17 protein-coding genes are annotated in these 22914 nt (G+C 60.1%); 5 read left to right on the forward strand and 12 right to left on the reverse strand.

Features of this window, described 5'->3' with window-relative positions; genetic code table 11:
- Positions 1–231: 231 nt before the first annotated feature.
- Together PGR6_RS26265 and PGR6_RS26270 are read left to right on the forward strand one after the other, a co-directional pair.
- Positions 232–444 carry a cold-shock protein gene (locus PGR6_RS26265; protein WP_028939048.1) on the forward strand — a complete coding sequence of 71 codons (213 nt, stop codon included), beginning with the start codon at positions 232–234 and terminating at the stop codon, positions 442–444.
- Positions 445–528: 84 nt separating this feature from the next.
- Positions 529–783, forward strand: a complete 255-nt coding sequence (locus PGR6_RS26270; protein ID WP_237229567.1) for a hypothetical protein — start codon at positions 529–531, stop codon at positions 781–783.
- 162 nt (positions 784–945) lie between these two features.
- Here PGR6_RS26270 and fdhA read toward each other — a convergent pair whose 3' ends face one another.
- The 8 genes from fdhA to PGR6_RS26310 form a co-directional block, all read right to left on the reverse strand.
- Complete coding sequence (fdhA, locus tag PGR6_RS26275; RefSeq protein WP_018928800.1) at positions 946–2145, reverse strand: formaldehyde dehydrogenase, glutathione-independent; 1200 nt, start codon at positions 2143–2145, stop codon at positions 946–948.
- 152 nt (positions 2146–2297) lie between these two features.
- Complete coding sequence (purU, locus tag PGR6_RS26280; RefSeq protein WP_018928799.1) at positions 2298–3155, reverse strand: formyltetrahydrofolate deformylase; 858 nt, start codon at positions 3153–3155, stop codon at positions 2298–2300.
- A gap of 178 nt (positions 3156–3333) precedes the next feature.
- On the reverse strand, positions 3334–3966 hold the full coding sequence (locus PGR6_RS26285; protein WP_018928798.1) for a sarcosine oxidase subunit gamma: 633 nt from the start codon (positions 3964–3966) through the stop codon (positions 3334–3336).
- A gap of 57 nt (positions 3967–4023) precedes the next feature.
- Positions 4024–7041 (reverse strand): sarcosine oxidase subunit alpha, encoded by a 3018-nt coding sequence (locus PGR6_RS26290; RefSeq protein ID WP_064620830.1) that lies wholly within the window; start codon positions 7039–7041, stop codon positions 4024–4026.
- The gene (locus tag PGR6_RS26295; protein WP_007907563.1) at positions 7038–7367 is read right to left on the reverse strand and encodes a sarcosine oxidase subunit delta; all 330 of its coding nucleotides are present in this window, start codon (positions 7365–7367) and stop codon (positions 7038–7040) included. The genes PGR6_RS26290 and PGR6_RS26295 overlap by 4 nt, the downstream gene beginning before the upstream one ends.
- A 14-nt stretch (positions 7368–7381) precedes the next feature.
- Entirely contained in the window at positions 7382–8632 is a 1251-nt protein-coding gene (locus PGR6_RS26300) for a sarcosine oxidase subunit beta (protein WP_007936415.1), read from the reverse strand.
- A gap of 23 nt (positions 8633–8655) precedes the next feature.
- Positions 8656–9909 carry a serine hydroxymethyltransferase gene (gene glyA / locus PGR6_RS26305; RefSeq protein ID WP_018928796.1) on the reverse strand — a complete coding sequence of 418 codons (1254 nt, stop codon included), beginning with the start codon at positions 9907–9909 and terminating at the stop codon, positions 8656–8658.
- A gap of 317 nt (positions 9910–10226) precedes the next feature.
- On the reverse strand, positions 10227–10943 hold the full coding sequence (locus PGR6_RS26310; RefSeq protein WP_064620833.1) for a TraX family protein: 717 nt from the start codon (positions 10941–10943) through the stop codon (positions 10227–10229).
- Between the two features lie 127 nt (positions 10944–11070).
- On the opposite strand from PGR6_RS26310, the gene PGR6_RS26315 reads away from it, so the two are divergent.
- The gene (locus PGR6_RS26315) at positions 11071–12111 is read left to right on the forward strand and encodes a threonine aldolase family protein (RefSeq protein ID WP_018928794.1); all 1041 of its coding nucleotides are present in this window, start codon (positions 11071–11073) and stop codon (positions 12109–12111) included.
- A gap of 343 nt (positions 12112–12454) precedes the next feature.
- Positions 12455–13279: an SDR family oxidoreductase gene (locus PGR6_RS26320; protein WP_064620837.1), complete on the forward strand. Its 825-nt coding sequence runs from the start codon at positions 12455–12457 to the stop codon at positions 13277–13279.
- Between the two features lie 72 nt (positions 13280–13351).
- Here PGR6_RS26320 and gbcB read toward each other — a convergent pair whose 3' ends face one another.
- The gene (gene gbcB / locus PGR6_RS26325) at positions 13352–14452 is read right to left on the reverse strand and encodes a glycine-betaine demethylase subunit GbcB (protein WP_018928792.1); all 1101 of its coding nucleotides are present in this window, start codon (positions 14450–14452) and stop codon (positions 13352–13354) included.
- A gap of 282 nt (positions 14453–14734) precedes the next feature.
- Between gbcB and gbcA the strand changes: the two genes are divergently transcribed.
- The gene (gene gbcA, locus PGR6_RS26330) at positions 14735–16030 is read left to right on the forward strand and encodes a glycine-betaine demethylase subunit GbcA (RefSeq protein ID WP_064621364.1); all 1296 of its coding nucleotides are present in this window, start codon (positions 14735–14737) and stop codon (positions 16028–16030) included.
- A 48-nt stretch (positions 16031–16078) separates the two neighbouring features.
- Here gbcA and PGR6_RS26335 read toward each other — a convergent pair whose 3' ends face one another.
- The 3 genes from PGR6_RS26335 to PGR6_RS26345 form a co-directional block, all read right to left on the reverse strand.
- The gene (locus PGR6_RS26335) at positions 16079–17323 is read right to left on the reverse strand and encodes a metallophosphoesterase family protein (protein ID WP_018928790.1); all 1245 of its coding nucleotides are present in this window, start codon (positions 17321–17323) and stop codon (positions 16079–16081) included.
- Positions 17324–17349: 26 nt separating this feature from the next.
- Entirely contained in the window at positions 17350–19218 is a 1869-nt protein-coding gene (locus PGR6_RS26340) for a hypothetical protein (protein ID WP_064620840.1), read from the reverse strand.
- A gap of 191 nt (positions 19219–19409) precedes the next feature.
- Positions 19410–22862 (reverse strand): GMC family oxidoreductase N-terminal domain-containing protein, encoded by a 3453-nt coding sequence (locus tag PGR6_RS26345; protein WP_064620843.1) that lies wholly within the window; start codon positions 22860–22862, stop codon positions 19410–19412.
- Positions 22863–22914: the final 52 nt, after the last annotated feature.

Here is a 22914-nt window from a genome sequence, read left to right on the forward strand (position 1 = left end):
GCCATTTTTACCTCTGGAACGGAGCGCCAAAATAGCAATGGAATACTTCGGCTTGTTCGCAGCTATAAAAAAGCTCTCATTTACATCCTACCGATATAAAAACTGTCAGATCTGACAGTTGCTGCTTCCGTACAGCATAATTAAGCTGAATTCGTAACAACAGCAATTGTGAGTAAACCAGTAAAAAGCAGCTCACATTTCTTCGTTTTCGCTTAGGTAGGAAGCATCAATATGTCTGACAGAGAAAAGGGTAAAGTTAAATGGTTCAATGATGAAAAGGGCTTTGGATTCATTACACCAGATAGTGGTGCCGCAGACCTTTTTGTGCATTTCAAAGCAATTCAAAGCGATGGTTTTAAATCCCTGAAAGAGGGTCAGACAGTCTCTTTTGTAGCAACAAAAGGGCAGAAAGGAATGCAGGCCGAGCAAGTGCAACCAGAGTAAAAAACACCGTTCCGTGTATGAGCATCCAATAAGGCCTGCGTTGTATAGCCGTATGCGCAGGCCATTTTTAAGGGGGTCGCAGTGATGGAGAAACTACTGGAACAATTTGGCAACTTGGTTATGAACGACTCTACGTCGCTGCCATCGAAAAGCTTGGAAAATATAGATTCGGACATTCAGCCGATTATTTTTTGCATCAACCCAGGCGACTATCATCCGAAGGTCGGCGATAAGGTAACGTATGATGTCGTCCAAGGTAACAACGGACAGCTCTACGCAATCAACATTACAATTGTCGGCCACGAATACACCAACAAACCATTGCCCCTCGACAGCTAGCCCACACATTTCCTTTCTAACCTGCAGCACCTGTTTTTATTTAATCCGGGCAATATAGTTATATCGACTCTATTACAACTTCTCATCAAGCGTTAAGAACCCCATAGAAGAATAAAAAAGGGCGACATCACTGTCGCCCTTTTTTCCGTCTTGCTCCAGGCCTTACGCCGCACTAAACAACTTGTGCGGATCGATCACAAACTTCTTCGGCACGCCCGCGTCGAACTCGCCGTAACCCCGTGGCGCGTCATCCAGGCTGATGACTTCCACGCCGACGATTTCGGCAATCTTGATGCGGTCCCACATGATCGCCTGCATCAGCTGGCGGTTGTACTTCATCACTGGCGTCTGGCCGGTGTGGAAGCTGTGGGATTTGGCCCAGCCCAGGCCGAAGCGAATGCTCAGGCTGCCCATTTTCGCGGCAGCGTCCACTGCACCCGGATCTTCGGTGACGTACAGGCCAGGAATACCGATTTTGCCAGCGACGCGAACCACGCCCATCAGCGAGTTGAGTACGGTAGCGGGAGCCTCGTGCTTCACGCCGGCATGGCCGTGACCGCGAGCTTCGAAGCCTACGGCATCGACGGCGCAGTCCACTTCTGGTTCGCCCAACAGTGCAGCGATTTGTTCGTGCAGTGGGGTGTCTGTCGACAGGTCGGCGATTTCGAAACCCTGAGCCTTGGCATGGGCCAGGCGGATCGGGTTGACGTCACCGATGATCACCACCGCAGCACCCAACAGGCGAGCGGAAGCGGCAGCTGCCAGGCCAACCGGGCCGGCGCCGGCAATGTACACGGTGCTGCCAGGGCCGACGCCGGCAGTCACTGCGCCGTGGTAACCGGTGGGCAGGATGTCGGAGAGACAGGTCAGGTCACGGATTTTTTCCATGGCCCGGTCGCGATCTGGAAGTTTCAGCAGGTTGAAGTCGGCATACGGCACAAACGCGTATTCGGCTTGGCCACCGGTCCAGTCACCCATGTCGACATAACCATAGGCACCGCCCGGACGCGCCGGGTTAACGCTCAGGCAGACGCCAGTATGTTGCTCTTTGCACGAACGGCAACGGCCACAGGCAACGTTGAAAGGTACCGACACCAAGTCGCCGATCTGCAGGTTCTCGACACCGCTGCCCTTCTCGATCACTTCACCCGTGATCTCGTGGCCCAGCACCAGACCGGTCTGAGCGGTGGTACGCCCGCGCACCATGTGCTGATCGGAACCACAGATGTTGGTGGAAACTACGCGCAGGATGACACCGTGCTCGATCTTCCTGCCGCGCGGGTCCTGCATTTTGGGATAGTCGATTTTCTGTACTTCGACCTTGCCTGCGCCGAGATACACCACACCACGATTACCAGACATGCTTTCACCTCGCTGTTGTTTTTATGTAGCGGTCGCGTCGCCAGGAAACGGCGGCGCGTTGATTGCTCGATAAATCAAAAGATCGTCCGAACGCGGCCCGAGCCTTCGGCAGCGTCTACAGAGGCAGGCGATCTTTTCAGGCAGTAAAAACGCTAGAGAACAACTGTCCTGTTAGCGTTAAGGAACACGCGTCTTTCAATGTGATAACCCACGGCCCGCGCCAACGTCAGCCCTTCGATATCCCGCCCCTTGGCGATCAAGTCTTCGGGATAGTGGCTGTGATCCACGGCTTCCACGCCCTGGGCGATGATCGGACCTTCATCCAGATCGTTGTTGATGTAATGCGCCGTGGCGCCGACCAGTTTCACGCCTTTGTTGTAGGCCTGGTGATACGGCTTGGCGCCCTTGAAGCCCGGCAGCAGGGAGTGGTGAATGTTGATTGCCTTGCCGTCGAGTTTGCGGCACAGCTCTGGCGACAGAACCTGCATGTAGCGGGCAAGGATCACCAGCTCGGCGCCGGCCTCTTCGATCACCTGCCAGACCTGGCGCTCTTGCGATGGTTTGTCGTTGGGGTCCAGCGGAAAGTGGTAGTACGGAATCTGGTGCCAGTCGGCCAACGGCTTGAGGTCCGGGTGGTTGGAGACCACCGCGACCACGTCCATCGACAACTGGCCGATGCGCTGGCGGTAGAGCAAGTCGTTGAGGCAGTGATCGGCCTTGGAGACCATGATCACCACTTTCGGCCGGTAGTTCGGCGGGGTCAGCTCGAAGACCATCCCGAAGGCGGCACCACGCTCCGCCAGGCCTGCGCGGAAGGCTTGTTCGTCGAAAGCGTCGGGTTGCCGAAACTCCACTCGGATGAAGAAACGGCCTGAGAGCCGGTCATCAAAGGAGTGGTGCTCGGTGACGTAGCAGCCCTGCTCGAACAGAAAGCGGGTCACCGCATCCACGGTGCCGAGGACGCTTGGGCAGTCGGCGGTCAAAATCCATGTGTCTGGGGCGCGGCTCATAGTGCGGTGACTCCTGCTGCTACATCTGTGATCAGAGAGAACTCTGTGGCGAGGGAGCTTGCTCCCGCTGGGTTGCGAAGCGACCCCTATGTCAGCAACCGCATTCCTGCAGAAGGAACGCGGACTCAGGTTTTACGACTGCTGCGCAGCCGAGCGGGAGCAAGCTCCCTCGCCACAATTACGCCTGGACGCTAAGCCCGTACTCAGCCGACGCATCCTGCAACCACAACCACCAGTAATCCGAGAAGCTGCGGCGAATCAGCAGTTCCCAGGTGTCTTCGGCGGTATGGCGGATCATCAGTTGCGACTTGGCGAACACCGTGCCAACAGCCTTGCCCACCGGGAAGTTGTTGGGGTGCACGTCATAGCTGGTGGACTTCATCAGCACCTGACGCACGTTCGGGCCGCTGAGTTCGAGGATCTGCTGGCCACCGCTGACGTTGACGATCTGGATGTGCAGGTCGCCCAGCGCTTCACGGAGTTTTTTCTCGGCGGCGAATTCTTCACCGGTCGGCACGACCAGCAGCCATTCATCCGGCCCCATCCATTGCAGGCTGGTTTCGCCTTTGATGATCACGGTCAGCGCACCTGGCAACTCGATGCCAAGGGCCTTGTGCACACCAGCGGCGAACGCGGCGTCGTGGCCATCGCCACGGATGGTCAGGTGACCGAGGAGTTTTTTCTCACGCACGATCACGCCGGCGTTCTTGCGACCCTTGCCCACCAGGCTGGCGAGGTCGGCATGATGCAGCGACGACTCGGCCTTGGCCCCGGTGGTTGGGCGTTGTTGGTAAACATTGGCTGCGGTCATAAAGCACCTGTCTTGAATTCTTTGTCGCCCCCCGCGCCTGGCGCGGGGGGTGATCGATTACACGTTCTGGCGATCGCCTTTCGGATCGAAGAACACCGAAGAAACGATTTCCGCCTCGATCACGCTGCCGTCGGCCAGCGGTGCGAACACCCGCTCACCCATGCGCTTCAAGCCGCCCTTGACCACGCCCATGGCAAACGAATAGCCCAGGGAGTTGTGCAAGTAACTGGAAGTCACGTGACCCACCATGGTCATCGGAATCGCTTGCTTGGTGTTGAACACCAGTTGCGCACCTTCCGGCAACCATTTGGTCGGATCGATCGGCTTCAGGCCAACCAGCTGTTTGCGCTGATCACGCACACAGTCTTCGCGGTTCATGCCACGCCAGCCGATCCACGAGAACGGTTTGGTGCGACCGACACACCAGCCCATGTTCAGGTCGTCCGGGGTCATCGAGCTGTCAGTATCCTGACCGACGATGATGAAGCCCTTCTCGGCCCGCAGTACGTGCATGGTTTCGGTGCCGTACGGGGTCAGGTTGTACTTCTTGCCGGCCTCGACGATTTTCTCGAGCACGCCCATGGCGTAGTCGGCCTGCACGTTGACTTCATACGACAGCTCACCGGTAAACGAAATCCGGAAAATCCGCGCCGGCACGCCACCGACCAGGGCTTCTTTCCAGGTCATGAACGGGAAGGCTTCGTTGCTCAGGTCGGCGTCGGTGACTTCGCTGAGCAGCTTGCGGCTGTTCGGCCCGGACAGGGTCATGGTTGCCCAGTGATCCGTCACGGAAGTGAAGTACACCTTCAGGTCTGGCCATTCGGTCTGGTGATAGATTTCCAGCCATTGCAGCACGCGCGCAGCGCCGCCGGTGGTGGTGGTCATCACGAAATGGTTGTCGGCCAGGCATGCAGTCACGCCGTCGTCGAACACCATGCCGTCTTCTTTACACATCAGGCCGTAGCGCGCCTTGCCCACGTCGAGCTTGGTCCAGGCGTTGGTGTAGATACGGTTGAGGAACTCGCGGGAGTCCGGGCCCTGGATGTCGATCTTGCCCAGGGTCGAAGCGTCCAGCAGGCCGACGCTGTCGCGCACGGCTTTGCATTCGCGTTTGACCGCGGCATGCAGGTCTTCACCGTTTTTCGGGAAGTACCAAGGACGTTTCCACTGACCGACGTCTTCGAACTCGGCGCCATTCTTAACGTGCCAGTGATGCAGCGCGGTGAAGCGAACCGGCTCGAAGATGTGCCCACAGTGACGACCGGCCACGGCGCCGAAAGTCACCGGCGTGTAGTTCGGGCGGAACATGGTGGTGCCCATCTGCGGGATGGTCACGTTCAGCGAACGGGCGGCAATGGCCAGGCCGTTGACGTTACCGAGCTTGCCCTGATCGGTGCCGAAGCCCAGTGCGGTGTAGCGCTTGACGTGCTCGACCGACTCGAAGCCTTCGCGGGTCGCCAGTTCGATGGCGGCTGCGGTGACGTCGTTCTGCAGGTCGACGAATTGCTTCGGCGCACGGGCAGTGGCTTTTTCGTGAGGCACCTGGAACAGCGCCAGCGTCGGCTCTTCGAGTCGGCTCAGGGCTTTGGGCAGTACGCCTTCGACCTTGCCGAAACCGGCTTCGCTGGCAGCGCGAGCACCGCCTTCAAAACCATCGGCCAACGAATCGCCGAGGCTGTAGACGCCGTTGATGCCACCGACGCATACGCGTTTCTGCGGTGCTTCGCCCGGTACGAAACCGAGGATGTCTTCACGCCAGATAGGCTTGCCACCCAGGTGCGAAGCCAGGTGAACCACTGGGCTATAACCGCCGGAACTGGCGACCAGGTCGCAATCGAGCCATTCGCCCGGGCTGGTCACGGTGTGTGCTTTTACATCAATCGCGGCAACGCGAGCAGCGGTCACGTGCTTGCTGCCACGGGCCTCGATCACGGCGCTGCCGGTCAGGATGCGAATGCCTTTGGCGCGCGCTTCTTCCACCAGCGCACCGCGAGGGTTGCTGCGGGCGTCGGCGATGGCCACCACTTGCAGGCTGGCGTCGAGCCAGTCCAGGGCAACGCGGTAGGCGTGGTCGTTGTTGGTCGACAGCACCAGCTTCTTGCCCGGTGCCACGCCATAGCGACGTACATAAGTCGACACAGCGCCGGCGAGCATGTTGCCCGGCACGTCGTTGTTGCCATAAACCAGTGGACGCTCGTGAGCACCGGTCGCCAGCACCACGCGCTTGGCGCGAACCCGGTGGATACGCTGACGCACCTGGCCGATCGGGGCGCGGTCGCCGAGGTGATCGGTGAGGCGCTCGTGAATGGTCAGGAAGTTATGGTCGTGGTAACCGTTGACCGTGGCGCGCGGCAACAGCAGCACGTCAGGGGTGTTTTTCAGCTCGGCGATGACGCTGGCAACCCACTCGGTGGCAGGCTTGCCATCGAGGCTTTCGCGGGAGTCGAGCAGGCTGCCGCCGAACTCTTCCTGCTCATCGGCCAGGATCACACGGGCGCCGCTGCGGGCAGCCGCCAGTGCAGCCGCCAGACCCGCAGGGCCAGCGCCGACGATCAGCACGTCGCAGTGCTGGTTCATGTAGTCGTAGGTGTCCGGATCGTTCTCGGTCGGCGAACGGCCAAGACCGGCTGCCTTACGAATGTACTTCTCGTAAGTCATCCAGAACGATTGCGGGTACATGAAGGTTTTGTAGTAGAAGCCCGGTGGCATCAGCTTGCCGCCGACCTTGCCGAGAATCCCCATCATGTCGTTGTTCACGCTTGGCCAGCCGTTGGTGCTGGTGGCGACCAGGCCTTGATACAACGCTTGTTGCGTGGCGCGTACGTTCGGGATCTGCGTGGCTTCGGTCGCACCGATCTGCAGCACGGCGTTCGGCTCTTCGGCACCGGCGGCGAAGATGCCGCGAGGACGCGAATACTTGAAGCTGCGGCCGACGATATCGACACCGTTGGCCAGCAAGGCTGCGGCCAGCGAGTCGCCTTCAAAGCCTTTGTAGACCTGGCCGTTGAAGGTGAAGCTCAGCACTTTGTTGCGGTCGATGCGTCCGCCGTTGGACAGGCGATTGATCTGGCTCATACCTTCTCTCCCAGAGCCGTGGCGGCCGCTTTCGGGCTGTCGGTCTTGTCGGTGAACTGCGGCTTGGTGCCGATCTTGTAGGTTTCGAGAATCTCGTAGGTCACGGTGTCACGGGTCACGTTGAAATACTGACGGCAACCGGCGACGTGATCCCACAGTTCGTGGTGCAGACCGCGAGGGTTATCGCGGAAGAACATGTAGTCGCCCCACTCCTCGTCGGTGCAGCTGTTCGGATCCAGTGGACGCGGGATGTGCGCCTGGCCGGATGCATGGAATTCCTCTTCGGAGCGCAGTTCGCCACAGTGAGGACAGAAGATATGCAACATAGGGATTTCTCCTGTTAGTGGGCGACTGCTGCAGCGCCGTGTTCGTCGATCAACGCACCGCTGTGGAAGCGGTCGATGGAGAAAGGTGCAGCCAATGGGTGCATTTCACCCTTGGCCAGGCTGGCGGCAAACACGTTGCCCGAGCCAGGTGTAGCCTTGAAGCCACCGGTGCCCCAACCGCAGTTGAAGAACATGTTCGGTACCGGAGTCTTCGAGATGATCGGGCACGCATCCGGCGTGGTGTCGACGATGCCGCCCCACTGACGGTTCATGCGTACGCGCGACAGCACCGGGAACATCTCGACGATGGCCTGGATGGTGTGCTCGATCACCGGGTACGAACCACGCTGGCCGTAGCCGTTGTAGCCGTCGATACCGGCGCCGATCACCAGGTCGCCCTTGTCGGACTGGCTGATGTAACCGTGTACGGCGTTGGACATGATCACGCTGTCGATAATCGGCTTGATCGGCTCGGACACCAGCGCTTGCAGCGGGTGCGATTCGATCGGCAGGCGGAAACCGGCAAGTTTGGCCATGTGCCCGGAGTTACCGGCAGTCACCACGCCGACGCGCTTGGCGCCGATGAAGCCCTTGTTGGTTTCAACACCGATGCACACACCGTTTTCCTTACGGAAACCGATCACTTCGGTCTGTTGGATCAGGTCCACGCCCAAGGCGTCGGCGGCACGGGCAAAGCCCCACGCCACGGCATCGTGACGGGCCACGCCGCCGCGACGCTGGACGGTAGCGCCCATCACCGGGTAGCGGGTGTTCTTGGAGCAGTCGAGGTACGGGATCTCGTCTGCCACTTGCTTGGCATCGAGCAGTTCGCCGTCCACGCCGTTGAGGCGGTTGGCGCTGACCCGACGCTCGGAATCACGAATGTCCTGCAGGGTGTGGCACAGGTTGTAGACGCCACGCTGGGAGAACATCACGTTGTAGTTCAGGTCCTGGGACAGGCCTTCCCACAATTTCATCGCGTGTTCGTACAGGTGTGCCGACTCGTCCCACAGGTAGTTGGAACGCACGATGGTGGTGTTGCGCGCGGTGTTACCGCCGCCCAGCCAGCCCTTCTCGACCACGGCCACGTTGGTGATGCCGTGTTCCTTGGCCAGGTAGTAGGCGGTCGCCAGACCATGCCCGCCACCGCCGACGATGACCACGTCGTAGACCTTTTTCGGGGTCGGCGTACGCCACATGCGCTGCCAGTTTTCATGGTGGCTGAGGGAGTGTTTGAAGAGGCCGAAGCCCGAATAGCGTTGCATAGTCATTTACTCCAAAACCGCGCTCAGCGATAAACCGGGAAGTCCGCGCACAGGGCTGCCACATGCTGCGCGACATTGGCCTCGACATCGGCGTCGCCGAGGTTGTCGAGGATGTCGCAGATCCAGCCAGCCAGTTCAACACACTGGGTAACCTTGAAGCCGCGAGTGGTCACCGCCGGGGTGCCGATACGCAGGCCGGAGGTCACGAACGGCGACTGTGGATCGTTCGGGACAGCGTTCTTGTTCACGGTGATGTGGGCGCGACCGAGTGCTGCGTCCGCCTCTTTACCGGTGAGGCCCTGACGGATCAGGCTGACCAGGAACAGGTGGTTATCGGTACCGCCGGACACTACATCGTAGCCGCGTTTGATAAATACGCCGGCCATTGCCTTGGCGTTGTCGATCACTTGTTGCTGGTAGGCCTTGAAGCCAGGCTCCAGTGCTTCCTTGAAGCACACTGCTTTACCGGCGATGACGTGCATCAGCGGGCCGCCCTGGGCACCAGGGAATACCGCGGCGTTGAGCTTCTTCTCGATTTCTTCGTTAGCCTTGGCCAGGATCAGGCCACCACGTGGACCGCGCAGGGTCTTGTGGGTGGTGGTGGTCACCACGTCAGCGTATGGCAGCGGGTTCGGGTACAGGCCAGCGGCGACCAGACCGGCAACGTGAGCCATGTCGACGAACAGCAGGGCACCGACCTTGTCAGCGATCTGGCGGAAACGCGGGAAATCGAGGGTCTTGGAGTAGGCCGAGAAACCGGCGACGATCATCTTCGGCTTGCATTCGACGGCCAGACGCTCGACTTCGTCGTAGTCGATCAGGCCGGTTTTGGTGTCGATGCCGTACTGCACAGCGTTGTACAGCTTGCCCGACGACGACACTTTGGCACCGTGGGTCAGGTGACCGCCGTGGGCCAGGCTCATGCCCAGAATGGTGTCGCCGGCTTGCAGCAGGGCCAGGTAAACGGCGCTGTTGGCCGAAGAACCGGAGTGCGGCTGCACGTTGGCGTAATCGGCACCGAACAATTGCTTGGCGCGTTCGATGGCCAGGGCTTCAACTTTGTCGACGTGCTCGCAACCACCGTAGTAGCGCTTGCCCGGATAGCCTTCGGCGTATTTGTTGGTCAGGCCACTGCCTTGCGCTTCCATCACGCGCTTGCTGGTGTAGTTCTCTGACGCGATCAGCTCGATGTGATCTTCCTGGCGTTGCTCCTCGGCATTCATCGCCGCCAGCAGTGCATCGTCGTAACCCTGAATCTGGTCTTGCTTGCTGAACATCGCGTCTCTCCCAGCGGCGGCGGTGCGCCTTTCGTCTCGGTGAGGCACTGGCATTTCGGCAGTGCCCTTTGATAGCGATGGTATGACCGGCGCAGACAGGTCAAATGCCTATGGACGCCACGCAAAGGTGCGTTTACGACATGGGCCGAAATGGGTGAACGGGCGAACACCCCTGTGGCGAGGGAGCTTGCTCCCGCTCGACTGCGAAGCAGTCGTGAAACCGACAAATTCGATCTAACTGACGAACCACATGCGCCGGGTTTGGGTCTGCTGCGCAGCCCAGCGGGAGCAAGCCCCCTCGCCACAGGGGACGGGCGTCAGGCGATGAGTTGGCGCAAGGCCAAAAGTACGAGGAAATGCCCGGGATAAAGGGCGTAGGCCCAGCGGCGCATCGGCGGTGGCTGGATGCCTTGGGCATGTCGCAATAGCAGCAGGCCCGAGAATGGCGCAATCAGACAAACGACAATACCCAAAATCGCCGCACCGCTGCCGAACCAGGCAGCGGAGTACAGCACTTGCCATTGATTGGCCGCCAGGCACACCAGCCCCGGCAACAGGCCGAAATACCAGGGCCGCTGGATCACCAGCAACATCGCCAGTGGCAACAGCACGCCGAAAAAGCCGAACATCAATCGCTGCGGGAACAGTGCCGCCAGCACCAAGGCAACGACCGCCAACAGACGCGACTGAACTGGCCCGTGCTGCCAGCCACGGGCCACCAGCAACCCCATGACCAGCGTAGGCAATACATTCAAGGTGTCGTGATCAGGAATGTACATCCGATACGGAATTTCGCTCAGGGCACTAAACAGCAACAACCAACCGAGGTAGCGCCACTGGCCGTCGGTCGTCACTGTACGGACACGCGCCAGGTTCGCCGCCATCGCCAGACAGAACCACGGGAACGCCAATCTGCCCGGCACATACAGCAGATCGAGGGAATAACCGACATATCGCAGGTGATCGAGCACCATGCTCAACAGCGCCAGCCACTTGAGCAGATCCAGTGCACCGTCCCTCTGCGTCATGTGCATAATTGCCCGAGGCATTTGTATTTTTCTGACAGACTCATCCCGTGTGCTCCCCGGACGATCTTCGGTAAAGTGCACATCATCATTGACCAACGAAGCGCCACAAGCGCCTCGATCACGGAAGCCGGCCATGACCGACAAGAGCCAACAATTCGCCAGCGACAACTATTCCGGTATTTGCCCTGAAGCCTGGGCTGCCATGGAACAGGCCAACCACGGACACCAGCGCGCTTATGGCGACGATGAGTGGACCGCACGCGCCGCGGATCAATTCCGCAAACTGTTCGAAACCGACTGCGAAGTGTTCTTCGCCTTCAACGGCACCGCGGCCAACTCGTTGGCCCTGTCGTCGCTGTGCCAGAGTTACCACAGCGTGATCTGCTCGGAAACCGCCCACGTCGAAACCGACGAATGCGGCGCTCCGGAGTTTTTCTCCAACGGTTCCAAGCTGCTCATCGCCCGCACCGAAAACGGCAAGCTGACCCCGGAATCGATCCGCGAAATTGCCCTCAAGCGCCAGGATATCCACTACCCGAAACCGCGCGTCGTGACCCTGACCCAGGCCACTGAAGTCGGCAGCGTGTACACCCCGGAAGAAATCCGCGCCATCAGCGTCACCTGTAAAGAACTGGGCTTGAACCTGCACATGGACGGTGCCCGTTTCTCCAACGCCTGCGCTTATCTGGGTTGCTCGCCAGCCGACCTGACCTGGAAGGCCGGCGTCGACGTGCTGTGCTTTGGCGGTACGAAAAACGGCATGGCGGTGGGCGAAGCGATTCTGTTCTTCAACCACAAACTGGCCGAAGACTTCGACTACCGCTGCAAACAGGCCGGGCAACTGGCGTCGAAGATGCGCTTCCTCTCGGCCCCCTGGGTCGGGATTCTTGAAAACGACGCCTGGCTCAAATACGCCCGCCACGCCAACCACTGCGCGCAGTTGCTGGCCGAACTGGTGAGCGACATTCCTGGCGTCGAGCTGATGTTCCCGGTGCAGGCCAACGGTGTGTTCCTGCAACTCTCCGAGCCGGCCATCGCCGCACTGACCGCCAAGGGCTGGCGCTTCTACACCTTCATCGGCAACGGCGGCGCACGGTTCATGTGCTCGTGGGACACCGAAGAAGAACGCGTGCGGGAACTGGCGGCGGATATCCGGCACGTGATGACAGCCTGACTCCCTCCCCCTAGCCACAGGCACTGTGTTCCACCTCAGCTATTTGGTTGAAGTGCGACTTTGTGGCGAGGGGGCTTGCTCCCGCTCGGCTGCGCAGCAGTCGTAAAACCAGCCAACGCGGTCCACCTGACAGACCGCATGCTCAGGCTTTGGGGCTGCTTCGCAACCCAACGGGAGCAAGCTCCCTCGCCACAGGTTCTGCGCTCGACCTCAGCTATTTGATTGGCAAGAGATCTTATGGCGAGGGGGCTTGCCCCCCCTTGCCACAGTCCCGCACGAGTTGGTCTACATTGACTGCGAGCCGTTTCGATCCGCTCGGATCACGCCAATCGGGAGCGTCCGCATGTCACTACAAGGCAAAACCCTGTTCATCACCGGCGCCAGTCGCGGGATTGGTCGTGAGATTGCGCTGCGGGCCGCACGCGACGGGGCCAACATCGTGATTGCCGCGAAAAGCGCCGCCCCTCACCCCAAACTGCCTGGCACCATCTTCAGCGTGGCAGCGGAAGTCGAAGCCGCGGGTGGCAAGGCGCTGGCCCTGGAGGTGGATGTGCGCGATGAAACCATCGTGCGCCAGGCCCTGGCTGACGCCAATGAGCATTTCGGCGGCATCGACGCGCTGGTCAACAATGCAGGAGCGATCAAGCTGACCGGCGTGCAGCACATCGAACTCAAGCGCTTCGACCTGATGCACCAGATCAACACCCGCGCCGTGCTGCTGTGCAGCCAGGCCGCCCTGCCCTATCTGAAAAAATCCAGCGGCCACATCCTCAACCTGTCACCGCCGTTGAACCTGGCCACCAAATGGTTCGCCCAATACAGCCCCTACACCGTCACCAAGTACGGCATGAGCATGCTCACCCTGGGCATGAGCGAGGAATTCGCCGCCTACGGTATCAGCGTCAACTCTCTATGGCCGCAGACCATGATCGCCACGGCCGCGATCGAGTTTCAGCTCGGATCGCGCGAATCTTTCAAACATGCCCGCACACCCGCGATCATGGCGGATGCCGCCCACGTCATTCTCGACAGCAGCGGTCGCAGCATTACCGGTCGGTTGCTGATCGATGAGGAGATTTTGCGCGAGCAAGGGGTGACGGATTTTGAAGGGTATCGGTATGCGCCTGATTCCACCGACAAACTGATGCCAGACCTGTTTGTCGACTGACTGAAGCGCGCCCTCTACAGGCGCTGCCGAAGGCTGCTCCTGTAGAGGTTATTCAGCGATCATCTCGAGCGATCAATACTCGATCCGCACGTCACCCTTCGGCACGCTGCAGCAAGACAGGATGAACCCTTCGGCTTCGTCTTCCTCGGTAATCCCGCCGTTGTGTTCCATTGCCACTTCGCCGGCAAGCTTCATTACCTTGCAGGTACCGCAGATACCCATGCCGCAGGCCTTGGGGATCATCAGGCCCAGCTTGGCGGCAGCGGCGTGGACGGTTTCGCCCGGAGCCACGCGGATGCTCTTGCCGGAGGCGGTGAATTCCACCTGGTGCAGGTCGGCGGCGTCGATTGCAGGGGCGTCGGCCGCTTGTTCAGCGTGTTCCTCTGCATCGGCGATAGCCTCTGGCGGTGTGGCGCCGAAGGACTCTTCGTGGTAGCGCTTCATATTGAAGCCGGCGTTTTCCAGCAAACGCTTGACCGCATTCATGTAGGGCGTCGGACCGCAGCAGAACACTTCCCGCTCAAGGAAGTCCGGGACCATCAGTTCGAGCATCTTGTGGTTGAGATAACCGCGGTATCCGGCCCACGGCTCACCGAAACCGTGTTTCTCGCAGATCAGGTGCAGGCTGAAGTTTTCGATCCGCGCCGCCATGTGCTCCAGCTCGCGGTGATAAATGATGTCTTTCGGCGAGCGGGCGCTATGGATGAAGGCCATATCGACATTGCCGTTGGTATCGAAGAACCAGCGCGCCATGGACATCACCGGGGTGATGCCCACGCCGCCGCTGAGGTACAACACTTTCGGGTTCGGAAAGTCGATGGCGTTGAACAGCCCGACCGGGCCGTGCACCGCCAGCTCGTAACCTTCATGCAGGGTGTCATGCAACCAGTTCGAGACCTTGCCGCCCGGTACGCGCTTGATCGTCACCGAGAAGCTGTACGGCACCGACGGCGAGCTGGAAATGGTGTACGAACGCATGATCTGCTGGCCTTCGATTTCCAGCTCCAGGGTGACGAATTGCCCCGGCTTGAAGAAGAACATGATCGGCTGGTCGGCCATAAAGCAGAAGGTGCGCACATCCCAGGTTTCCTGGATGACTTTGACGCAACGGACAATGTGTCGACCATTGGCCCAGGTCTGGGTGGTTACCGGGTTCAGGAAGTTGTTGGACATGCTGATCTCCACGGCCGACTACCGGCCTTTATGTTGGCGATTCTGCGTATAGCGCAGTCCCGCCATTTACCTATCTGCGACATTGACATACTTATCGCGACCAGCCCCCAATTACCGGGGGTTGGGCGTCGGGAACAGATTGGGCCATGTCGCCCATGGATAAGGTTCCGGGGAGCGCCGGCCCCACACTCGCCCCATACCAAGACACAACCTTTACACCTTGCGTAGCAAACCTGATCAGCCACTTTCGCGGCCACGCAGATGGCCTTGAGGAAACACATGATGGACGTCACCACTACCCTGAGCCTCGGCGATCCACTGGAACCCGCACGCAAGGCCACCGCGCAGATGCTGCATGAGCGCGAGCGCACTTTCTCGCTGCCGCAGCCTTTTTACTCTGACGAGCGGCTGTTTGATATCGACATGCAGGAAATCTTCCAGAAAGAGTGGTTGATTGCCGGCATGACCTGCGAGATCCCGACCAAGGGCAACTACCTGACCCTGCAAGTCGGCAAGAACCCGATCATCGTGATTCGTGGCGCCGATGGCGTGGTCCATGCGTTCCACAACGTCTGTCGCCACCGTGGTTCACGCCTGTGCACCAGTGAAAAAGGCAAGGTCGCCAAACTGGTCTGCCACTACCACCAGTGGACGTACGAGCTGGACGGTCGCCTGCTGTTCGCCGGCACCGAAATGGGCGCCGACTTCGACATGAAGCAATACGGCCTCAAACCGGTGAACGTGAAGACCGCCGGCGGTTACATCTTCATCAGCCTGGCAGAAAACCCGCCGGCCATCGATGACTTCCTGTCGACGCTCAGCCATTACATGGAACCGTACGACATGGAGAACACCAAGGTGGCGGTGCAAACCACCTTGATGGAAAAGGCCAACTGGAAACTGGTGCTGGAAAACAACCGCGAGTGCTACCACTGCGGCGGTTCACACCCGGAATTGCTGAAAACCCTGCTGGAATGGGACGACGTCACCGATCCGCGTGCCGACCAGGCCTTCAAGGACCACGTAGCCGCTTCCGCCGCTGCCTGGGAAGCCGAGAAGATCCCTTACGCCCACGCCAGTTTCGGCCTGCGTAACCGTATCGTGCGCATGCCGCTGCTCAAGGGCACCGTATCGATGACCATGGACGGCAAACAAGGCTGCGCCAAACTGATGGGCCGCATCAAGAACCCGGACCTGGGCTCGATGCGCATCCTGCACCTGCCGCACTCGTGGAACCACTGCATGGGCGACCACATCATCGTGTTCACCGTGTGGCCGATCAGCGCCCAGGAAACCATGGTCACCACCAAGTGGATCGTCCACAAGGACGCGGTCGAAGGCGTGGACTACGACGTGGAGCGCATGCGCCAGGTCTGGGATGCGACCAACGACCAGGACCGACGCCTGGCCGAAGAGAACCAGCGCGGGATCAACTCCACCGCGTACCAGCCAGGGCCTTACTCCAAGACCTATGAGTTCGGCGTGGTGAACTTCGTGGACTGGTACAGCGAGCGGATGCTGAACAACCTGGGGGCCGAGCCTGCGCCTTACCTCAAAGGTGTTCCGGTTCAGGGTTAATCGAAATCTGATCGTTCCCACGCCAGGCGTGGGAACGATCCTTCCTCGCTAAATTGAAGACCACCGCACCGAACCATCCTCGCCAATAAACGTCTCTTCGATGTTCTCCCCCACCAGCCGCACCTTCACATAACCGTTCAACACCCGATCCGGGTACGCCTCATCCCGCGCATTTTGCGTTTCCGACCACAGCACCCCCGGATGCCCGTTCAGCTCGCTGGCATTGCCATAGGGAATCGCCCCGTGCCCGGCGCAACGTGCATGCAAGCCACCTTGAGTGGCATAGCAGATGCCGTTATGCAAATGCCCCCAATACCAGTAATCCGGCTCGCGCCCCAAGGCATCGCAGACCGGTTTGTACAACGCGGTCTTGTCACGCCCGGTAATGTCAAAGCCCTGGTGATGACTGAGCACCATGATCTTCTTGCGTTTGGGCAGGTCTTTCATCCAGTCGATCTGCTGCTTGTTCAGCGCGCCGTCCATATACAGGTTGATTGGACTGGAGGCATAAGCCGAGTCGATCCCGACCACCAGCCAGTCATCGTTGTACAACGCAAAATAACTGGTGCCCTGCTGCGCCGGGAAACGTTTGGCCAGTTCCTTGAAGTAGCCATGGGCGCCGCTGTACATCTCGTGGTTGGAGTTGAGAGTGAATGAGCCCTGCTTGCCCATCGGCCAACCGACCATGTCGACGTCTTCCTGGGAGCGGGTGCCGGCGTAATACACATCCCCCAGATGAATGGTGAAGTCGGCCTGGGCCAGTTGCATCTGATCGGCCACCGCCACTGCCGGGGCATGACTGTCGAACGGCCCGGTGCCCCAGTCGCCGGCAATGGCCAGGGTCACGTCACTGTCCATGCGCATCAACGCCGGGTTGGTAGCGAACGGTGCGTGATGCCGCAGGTTCTCGATCCACTTGAGCAACGCTTCGCTCCACAACAGATCCAGCAGCTCCCATTTGCGACAACCGAGCAGGCTGCCATCCTTGAGCACTTGGGTCTGCAGCTCATCTACCGATTGCGGCAAGGGGCTGGCGTTGCCGATGTGCAGGATCGACAAACCGTGGGACAACTCCCACGGCACACTCGGTTGATCGTCCGGCAAGTCGCCGTGCTTGAGCACGTATTGCGCCTGATCGTGCCCCCGCTGCAGCAGCGCGACGATGGCTTGGTACTCCTCCGGTTCAAGCTCGCTGACGAGCTTCTTCCAAGCCATTTCCAGCCGTGTGAACAGCCCGTGCAGGCGCACCTTCACCTTGTCGTATTCATGTTCCCAATGTCTGACCAATGACATGTCGCTTTCCTCCATCCGTAGTGGAATCACAGGGTTTTCATGAACTCGATGAGCGCCCGCTTATCGAGTTCCGACAACTGCGTGCCGTACAGGTGGCCACCGTTGTGGTTGCCCTCCAGGCGCGTGTCGTATTTGAAGTCCGCCGAGGCTTTCACCTGCTCGCCACTGGTGATGAAGCCGACCTTGTCCTTGTCGTAAATGTCGGAACCGGTGAAGAACACCTGCGGCCGCAGTTCCGGCGGCTGCAGCAAATCCCACAGGGTCGGCACCGAGCCGTTGTGCAAGTACGGCGCGCGCAACCAGATGCCGTCGGTGGGCGTATTGCTGTAGCTCTGGGTCTTGCGGTAGGCACCAAAGTCGAACGGCGGTTTCTTGAAGCCGTGGAAGGCTGTCACTAAACCGGTGGTGAACGAGTTCAGCCGATGGGGATCGGTGCCCAGTTCATCAATCGTGGTGGTGACCTGACCGGTGTCGGTGCGACCGAAGTCATGGCAACCGGCGCAATTCTTTTCCCAGACCGGCTTGCCCCGGGCGACCTTGGCCTGATCGAGCGCGAACGGCCAGGCCGGTGCCTTGTGGCCCAGCAGCCAATTGGTCACCCGGTTGAAACTGTCCGGCAGCACCGACTCCGGCGTCGCACCCACGGCCATGGCCGCCGCGTAGTTGCGCTCATGGATATCGTTGTTGTTGCCGTCCCAGTGCAGGTACAGCGATTCCCGGGGTTTCTGATTCCAGACTTGCGGCAAGTCGACGGTGCCGATGGTCGAGTCATCCGGGAAGCCGAACACCACCATTTTCGTCGGGTTGAAAGTGTCGGTACGCCCCGGCCCCTGCGGTGCGCGCAGCTTCTGCCAGGCATAGGCCTGCTTCTGTTTGATCAGCGCGCTGGTGGCCATAGGGATGATCAGGTAGCGGTTGTACAGGCGCTCGAAAAACCCGAGCTGGAACTTGCTGTTGATCGCAGTCATCACCGCGTCGGGGGTGAATTTGGGGTCGCTCGCGCAATCGTAGGCGAACCACTGGAAGGCCTGCAGTTGCAGGGTATTGGCCGGTGCGGAGGCCACCGGGGTAGCAACATCGCTGGCATTGGCGCGGTAGGAGCCGGTGTGGCACAAGGCGCAGTTGGGCTCCACGGTCGGGTAGCCGATCTGCCGCTTGGCCATGCCGATCGGCAGGTCCTTGCCGTTCTCGTAGAGGAAACCGAACACTTCGTAACCGCCGGGCTTCGGCAGTTTCTCCGGGCACATCTGCGGCAACACGGCGAACAGGTAATAGGGAATCCGTGCTTCGATGCCCAGGCCGATGGCGGCGTATTTGTAGTGGTCTTCGTCAGAAGCGTATTGCTCGGCCGGCACCACTCGCAGCATCTGGTACCAGGTTTCGTAGCCGATAAACCCCAGCGCCAGCACCACGACCAGCGTGGCGACCTTGAAGCTGTGCCGCCGCCAGCGTCGCGCCCACGCTGCGCACCACTCACGCCAGCCATCGCGAAGCAGGGCGAACGGCCGATTGGCCGGCGCGCTGCCCAGGTACAGCAGAATCCCGAGGATCAGGAACATGCCCAGATCGCCCAGCAGCATCGGCACGAACACCTGGGCCTGGTTGCTGGTGTTGATCAGGTAAATCCAGAACGCCACGGCGACCAACCGCGACAATACGCACAGCCACGAATGCACCACGTATTTGGGGGCATTGAAGCCTGACGGCATGTAAAAAAGGCTGATCCCCACCAGCAACATGCCGGCGTTCTCCAGCCAAGGATCGGAGAGCTGCGGAGGCATTCCGAGCATCGAGGTCAGCAATGCCGGCGCGAACAGCGCCGGAATCGCGAAGACCATGTTCATTGCGATGCCTATCCAGATGAAGCGTTGAAACCAGCGGATGTAACTGTCCATGGCATCCATTTCCTTGTAGTCGCCAATCCCAAGTCAGCACACGGCTTTTGTGGCGAGGGAGCTTGCTCCCGTTCGGCTGCAAAGCAGTCGTAAAACCAGAAAACGCGGTGTATCTGATCGATCGCATCCTCAGGTTTTGGGGCTGCTGCGCAACCCAGCGGGAGCAAGCTCCCTCGCCACAAAAAGCCCGATCAACCGAGGGCGGTTTTCTCCAGGTGCTGCAGGATGATCGGGTACACATCGACCACCGCGTTCTTGCCGAACATGCAGTCGATATGCCCATAACCCGGCACCACATGCCGGCTGTAGCGTTCCGGTCCATGGATTTTGCATACGCGCTCATAGGTCCTGAGCGTGCTTTCGGGCAAGTAGCACTGGTTGTCTTCGCCACTGATGAAGCAGATCGGCATGGTCAGCCGGTCGAAGTGCGGCATGTAGACGTCCTGGCCCTTGAAGTCCACCAGATGGCCTTTGCGCAGGATCAGCGCCAGGTGCTCGAAGGTCTGTATGTTCGACTCGCCGAACAACTCGTGCAGGTTGTCGTGCAGGGTTTCGTTGAGTGTGTCGTGGCGGTACAGCGACGCGTACATGAAGGTGATGCGGTGGCACACCGGGTTGGTGCAGTAACCTTGAGCCTCGATGCGGGCGTAGATGTTGAGGGCCTTGTCGTAGAGTTTGTTGAACCAGCTCTCCTTGTTGTCGGCATACGCGGTGAGGGATTTGATGCCGATGGCGTCGAGCATCCCCGGCAAATGCAGACCGGCCTTGAGCCCCGTTGCCGTGGCGACCACCGTGTCCGCGGCGATCTGCGAACAGACCACCGAACGCACACCCTGCAATCCGGCCAGCAGTGACATGAAGAAGGTCGTCGCGCCGTAGCAATGCACCACGCACTGCACGTCAGCGGCGAGGGTGGCCTGCTGGATATGCTCGATGGCGGCCTTGAAGTCGTACTGGGCAATCTGGTCGCCGTTCCATTCATGTTTGCTGGCCGGCAGCAGGATGCTGACCCGGAAATCCAGGAGCCAGACGTCGTACTCGTGCTTGCACAGGTACTCCAGCAGGTTGGTCTGGATGGTGTCGGTGGAGAAAATATTCGAGCCCACACCCAAACCATGCACCAGCATCACCGGCCCCTTGGTGCCGCCCTGATAGCGGGTCAGGCGTAGCTGGACGCTGTCTTCGGTCTGGAAGAACTGCACGCTTGGCGTCGGTGCATCCAGCGGCCGTTTCTGCCGGGGCGGCGCATCGGGGTTGAAGTAGATGTCGCCCGCGAACACCCCGCCGTAGCTCTCCCACAAGATGCCGGCGAAGAACTTGCCGAACCGCGCCAGCCCTTCAATGCGCTCACGTTCGTTGCGCGCGTTGAGCACCTTCATGGTGGTCATCTGCTTGGCAAAATCGGCCGGTTCGATGTGCATCACCCCCGAGCCGATCACCTCGCCTGTCTTGTCTGGCCCGCGATACAGCGTCACATAGAGCGTACTGGTGTCGTGCCAGACGTTCAGCACGCCGTTGTCTTCGGGCACGGTCTTGAATGCGCTGAAGTAATAATCGCTGCCGTCCTCAGCGGTCAGTTTCATGTCGTAGTTCATGTGCCGCACACCGACCTGTTCCTGATATTCCTCGAACAGATTGAACACACCATTGCTGGCGGTCAGTGGTTCCGGCGACAAGCCCGGCGCATCCAGAGAGCCGACCAGTGTCGCGGCGTGTTCTGGCTCCTTGATCATGCGATTGAGGTCGTTGGCGGTGATGGTCAAGGTGAATTCGATCGGCAAGTTATCCGACTTGCCGCGTTTGGCCGCCGCTTCGTAGAGTTTGAGATCGGTGCTCTGGGGCTGGGTGAAATTTTTGGAGAAATAGCCCTTCATGGTTTCGGTGAACTGCACGCCGAGGGTCGGTGCCGCCACCGGTTTGCGCGGTGCCGAGGGCAACGTGTAGTCGATGTGCCACCCGCGATCGGCGGCCAGCAGGCTCATATTGCGCTCGCTCACGGCGGAGATGGTCAGCAACGGATTGACCGCCAGTGAGGTCGGGATCACCGCACCGTCGGCCACGTATAGCCCGGCATAGACATCGGTGCCGCTGACGCCGCTGAACACCTGGCCCTTGTGGTTGACCACGCCTTGCGTCGCATCCTCGCCCATCACACAACCGCCCAATGGGTGCACGGAAACGATGCTGTGTTTGAGCAGCTCGGTCCAGATCGGGTTTTCCACCCAGATCCCGCCCAAGGCCTTGGTGCTCTGGTGCAGGCGCTCGTTGCCGATCTTGACGTTTTCCTGCTCGCCAACGCCCGGCCAGTCGATGCGCAGCTGATCCTTGCTGTCGAGCACCATGCGCCCCTTGCCGTCGTCGTGGCTCATGATCAGGTAGGTCTGCATGTTGTGCAGGGCGCCGTGGTACGGGCCGCGCAGGAAGCTTTCGGCTTCGCGCTCGGCATATTTGAGCTTGCCGGTGAAGCTGTCATCGGTGGGTTTGCCGATCAACCCGGCGAATGTGGCCATGCTCGGCACCATGGGCCGGCCGAGTGCGCCGGGAATCGAGCCTTCTTCGATGACCATGCGGCTGCGCCAGTCGCCTTCGGTGCGCATGTCGATGATCGAGGTGATGCACGGGCCGACCGGTTTCATTTCCTTCGCCGGATGGGCACCGAAACCGATGCCGTTGATCGTTTCATCGCAGTTGTGGCCGAAACCGAGGATGTCGCCGTTGCCGCTCATGTTTTCGCCAAGCTGATTGGACGTCGACAGGCCTTTGTCCCGAGAGCGCAGGAGGATTTCGGTGGAACCCAGAGTGCCGGCCGACACCACGACGATGTCCGCCTTGACGAACAGCGTCGGCGCGGAGAATTTCTCGCGGCCGCTGTCCAGGTATTGGAAGTGCACGATCCAGCCATCGCCGTCGCGCTCCAGATGCCGGACCTCGGCCTGGCAGAAAATCTCTGCGCCGTGGTTGCAGGCATCCGGCAGGTAATTCATCAACGTGGTGTTCTTGGCCTTGTTGTTACAGCCCGAAACGCAGTCGCCGCAGTGGTTGCACGGCAATTGCTCGACGCCGACGTGGTTGAGGTTGTTCGGCAGTTTGTCGAAGGTCACGTTGATCGGCGGCTTGTAGAAGTGTGCGCCTTGCTTGAGGTAATCGGCGGACTTCTGGTTAGCCTCGAGTTTGGGCAAGGTCGGAGCGGTTTTCGGATAGGGATTGGGCTTGAGCATCTCCCGAGCCCGGGCGTAACCGTCCTTGAGCAGCGTGTCGCGATGTTCACGCACCGCCAACGGCCAACGCGGATCATCGAACACACCGGGTTCAGGTTCCAGCGCGACGTTGGCGTTGATCAGCGACGTGCCGCCCAGGCCGCAACCGACCACTACGTTCTGCTGGGCGTTGACGTGCAGGTCGAACAGCCCGGTGCGCGAGCCGATGTGCCCGTCCGGGTCATGCACTTGCAGCTCTTCAGTGGCCGCCAGCATCGTATTGGGGTATTCGCCGGGCTGGATTTCCCGGCCTCGCTCCAGCAGGCATACCCGCTTGCCGGCCCGGGACAGGCGCGACGCCGCGATCCCGCCGCCGTAGCCGGAGCCAATGACGATCACGTCGTAATGTTCCTTGATATCGCTGATGGGCGTGGCGATCCGTGTCATGGGTCATTTCCTCTCGGGCAGATGGGGCAACTCTGCGGTTGCCTGCAATCGA

Origin of the sequence: Pseudomonas sp. GR 6-02, assembly GCF_001655615.1 — a bacterium.
Taxonomy (GTDB): domain Bacteria; phylum Pseudomonadota; class Gammaproteobacteria; order Pseudomonadales; family Pseudomonadaceae; genus Aquipseudomonas.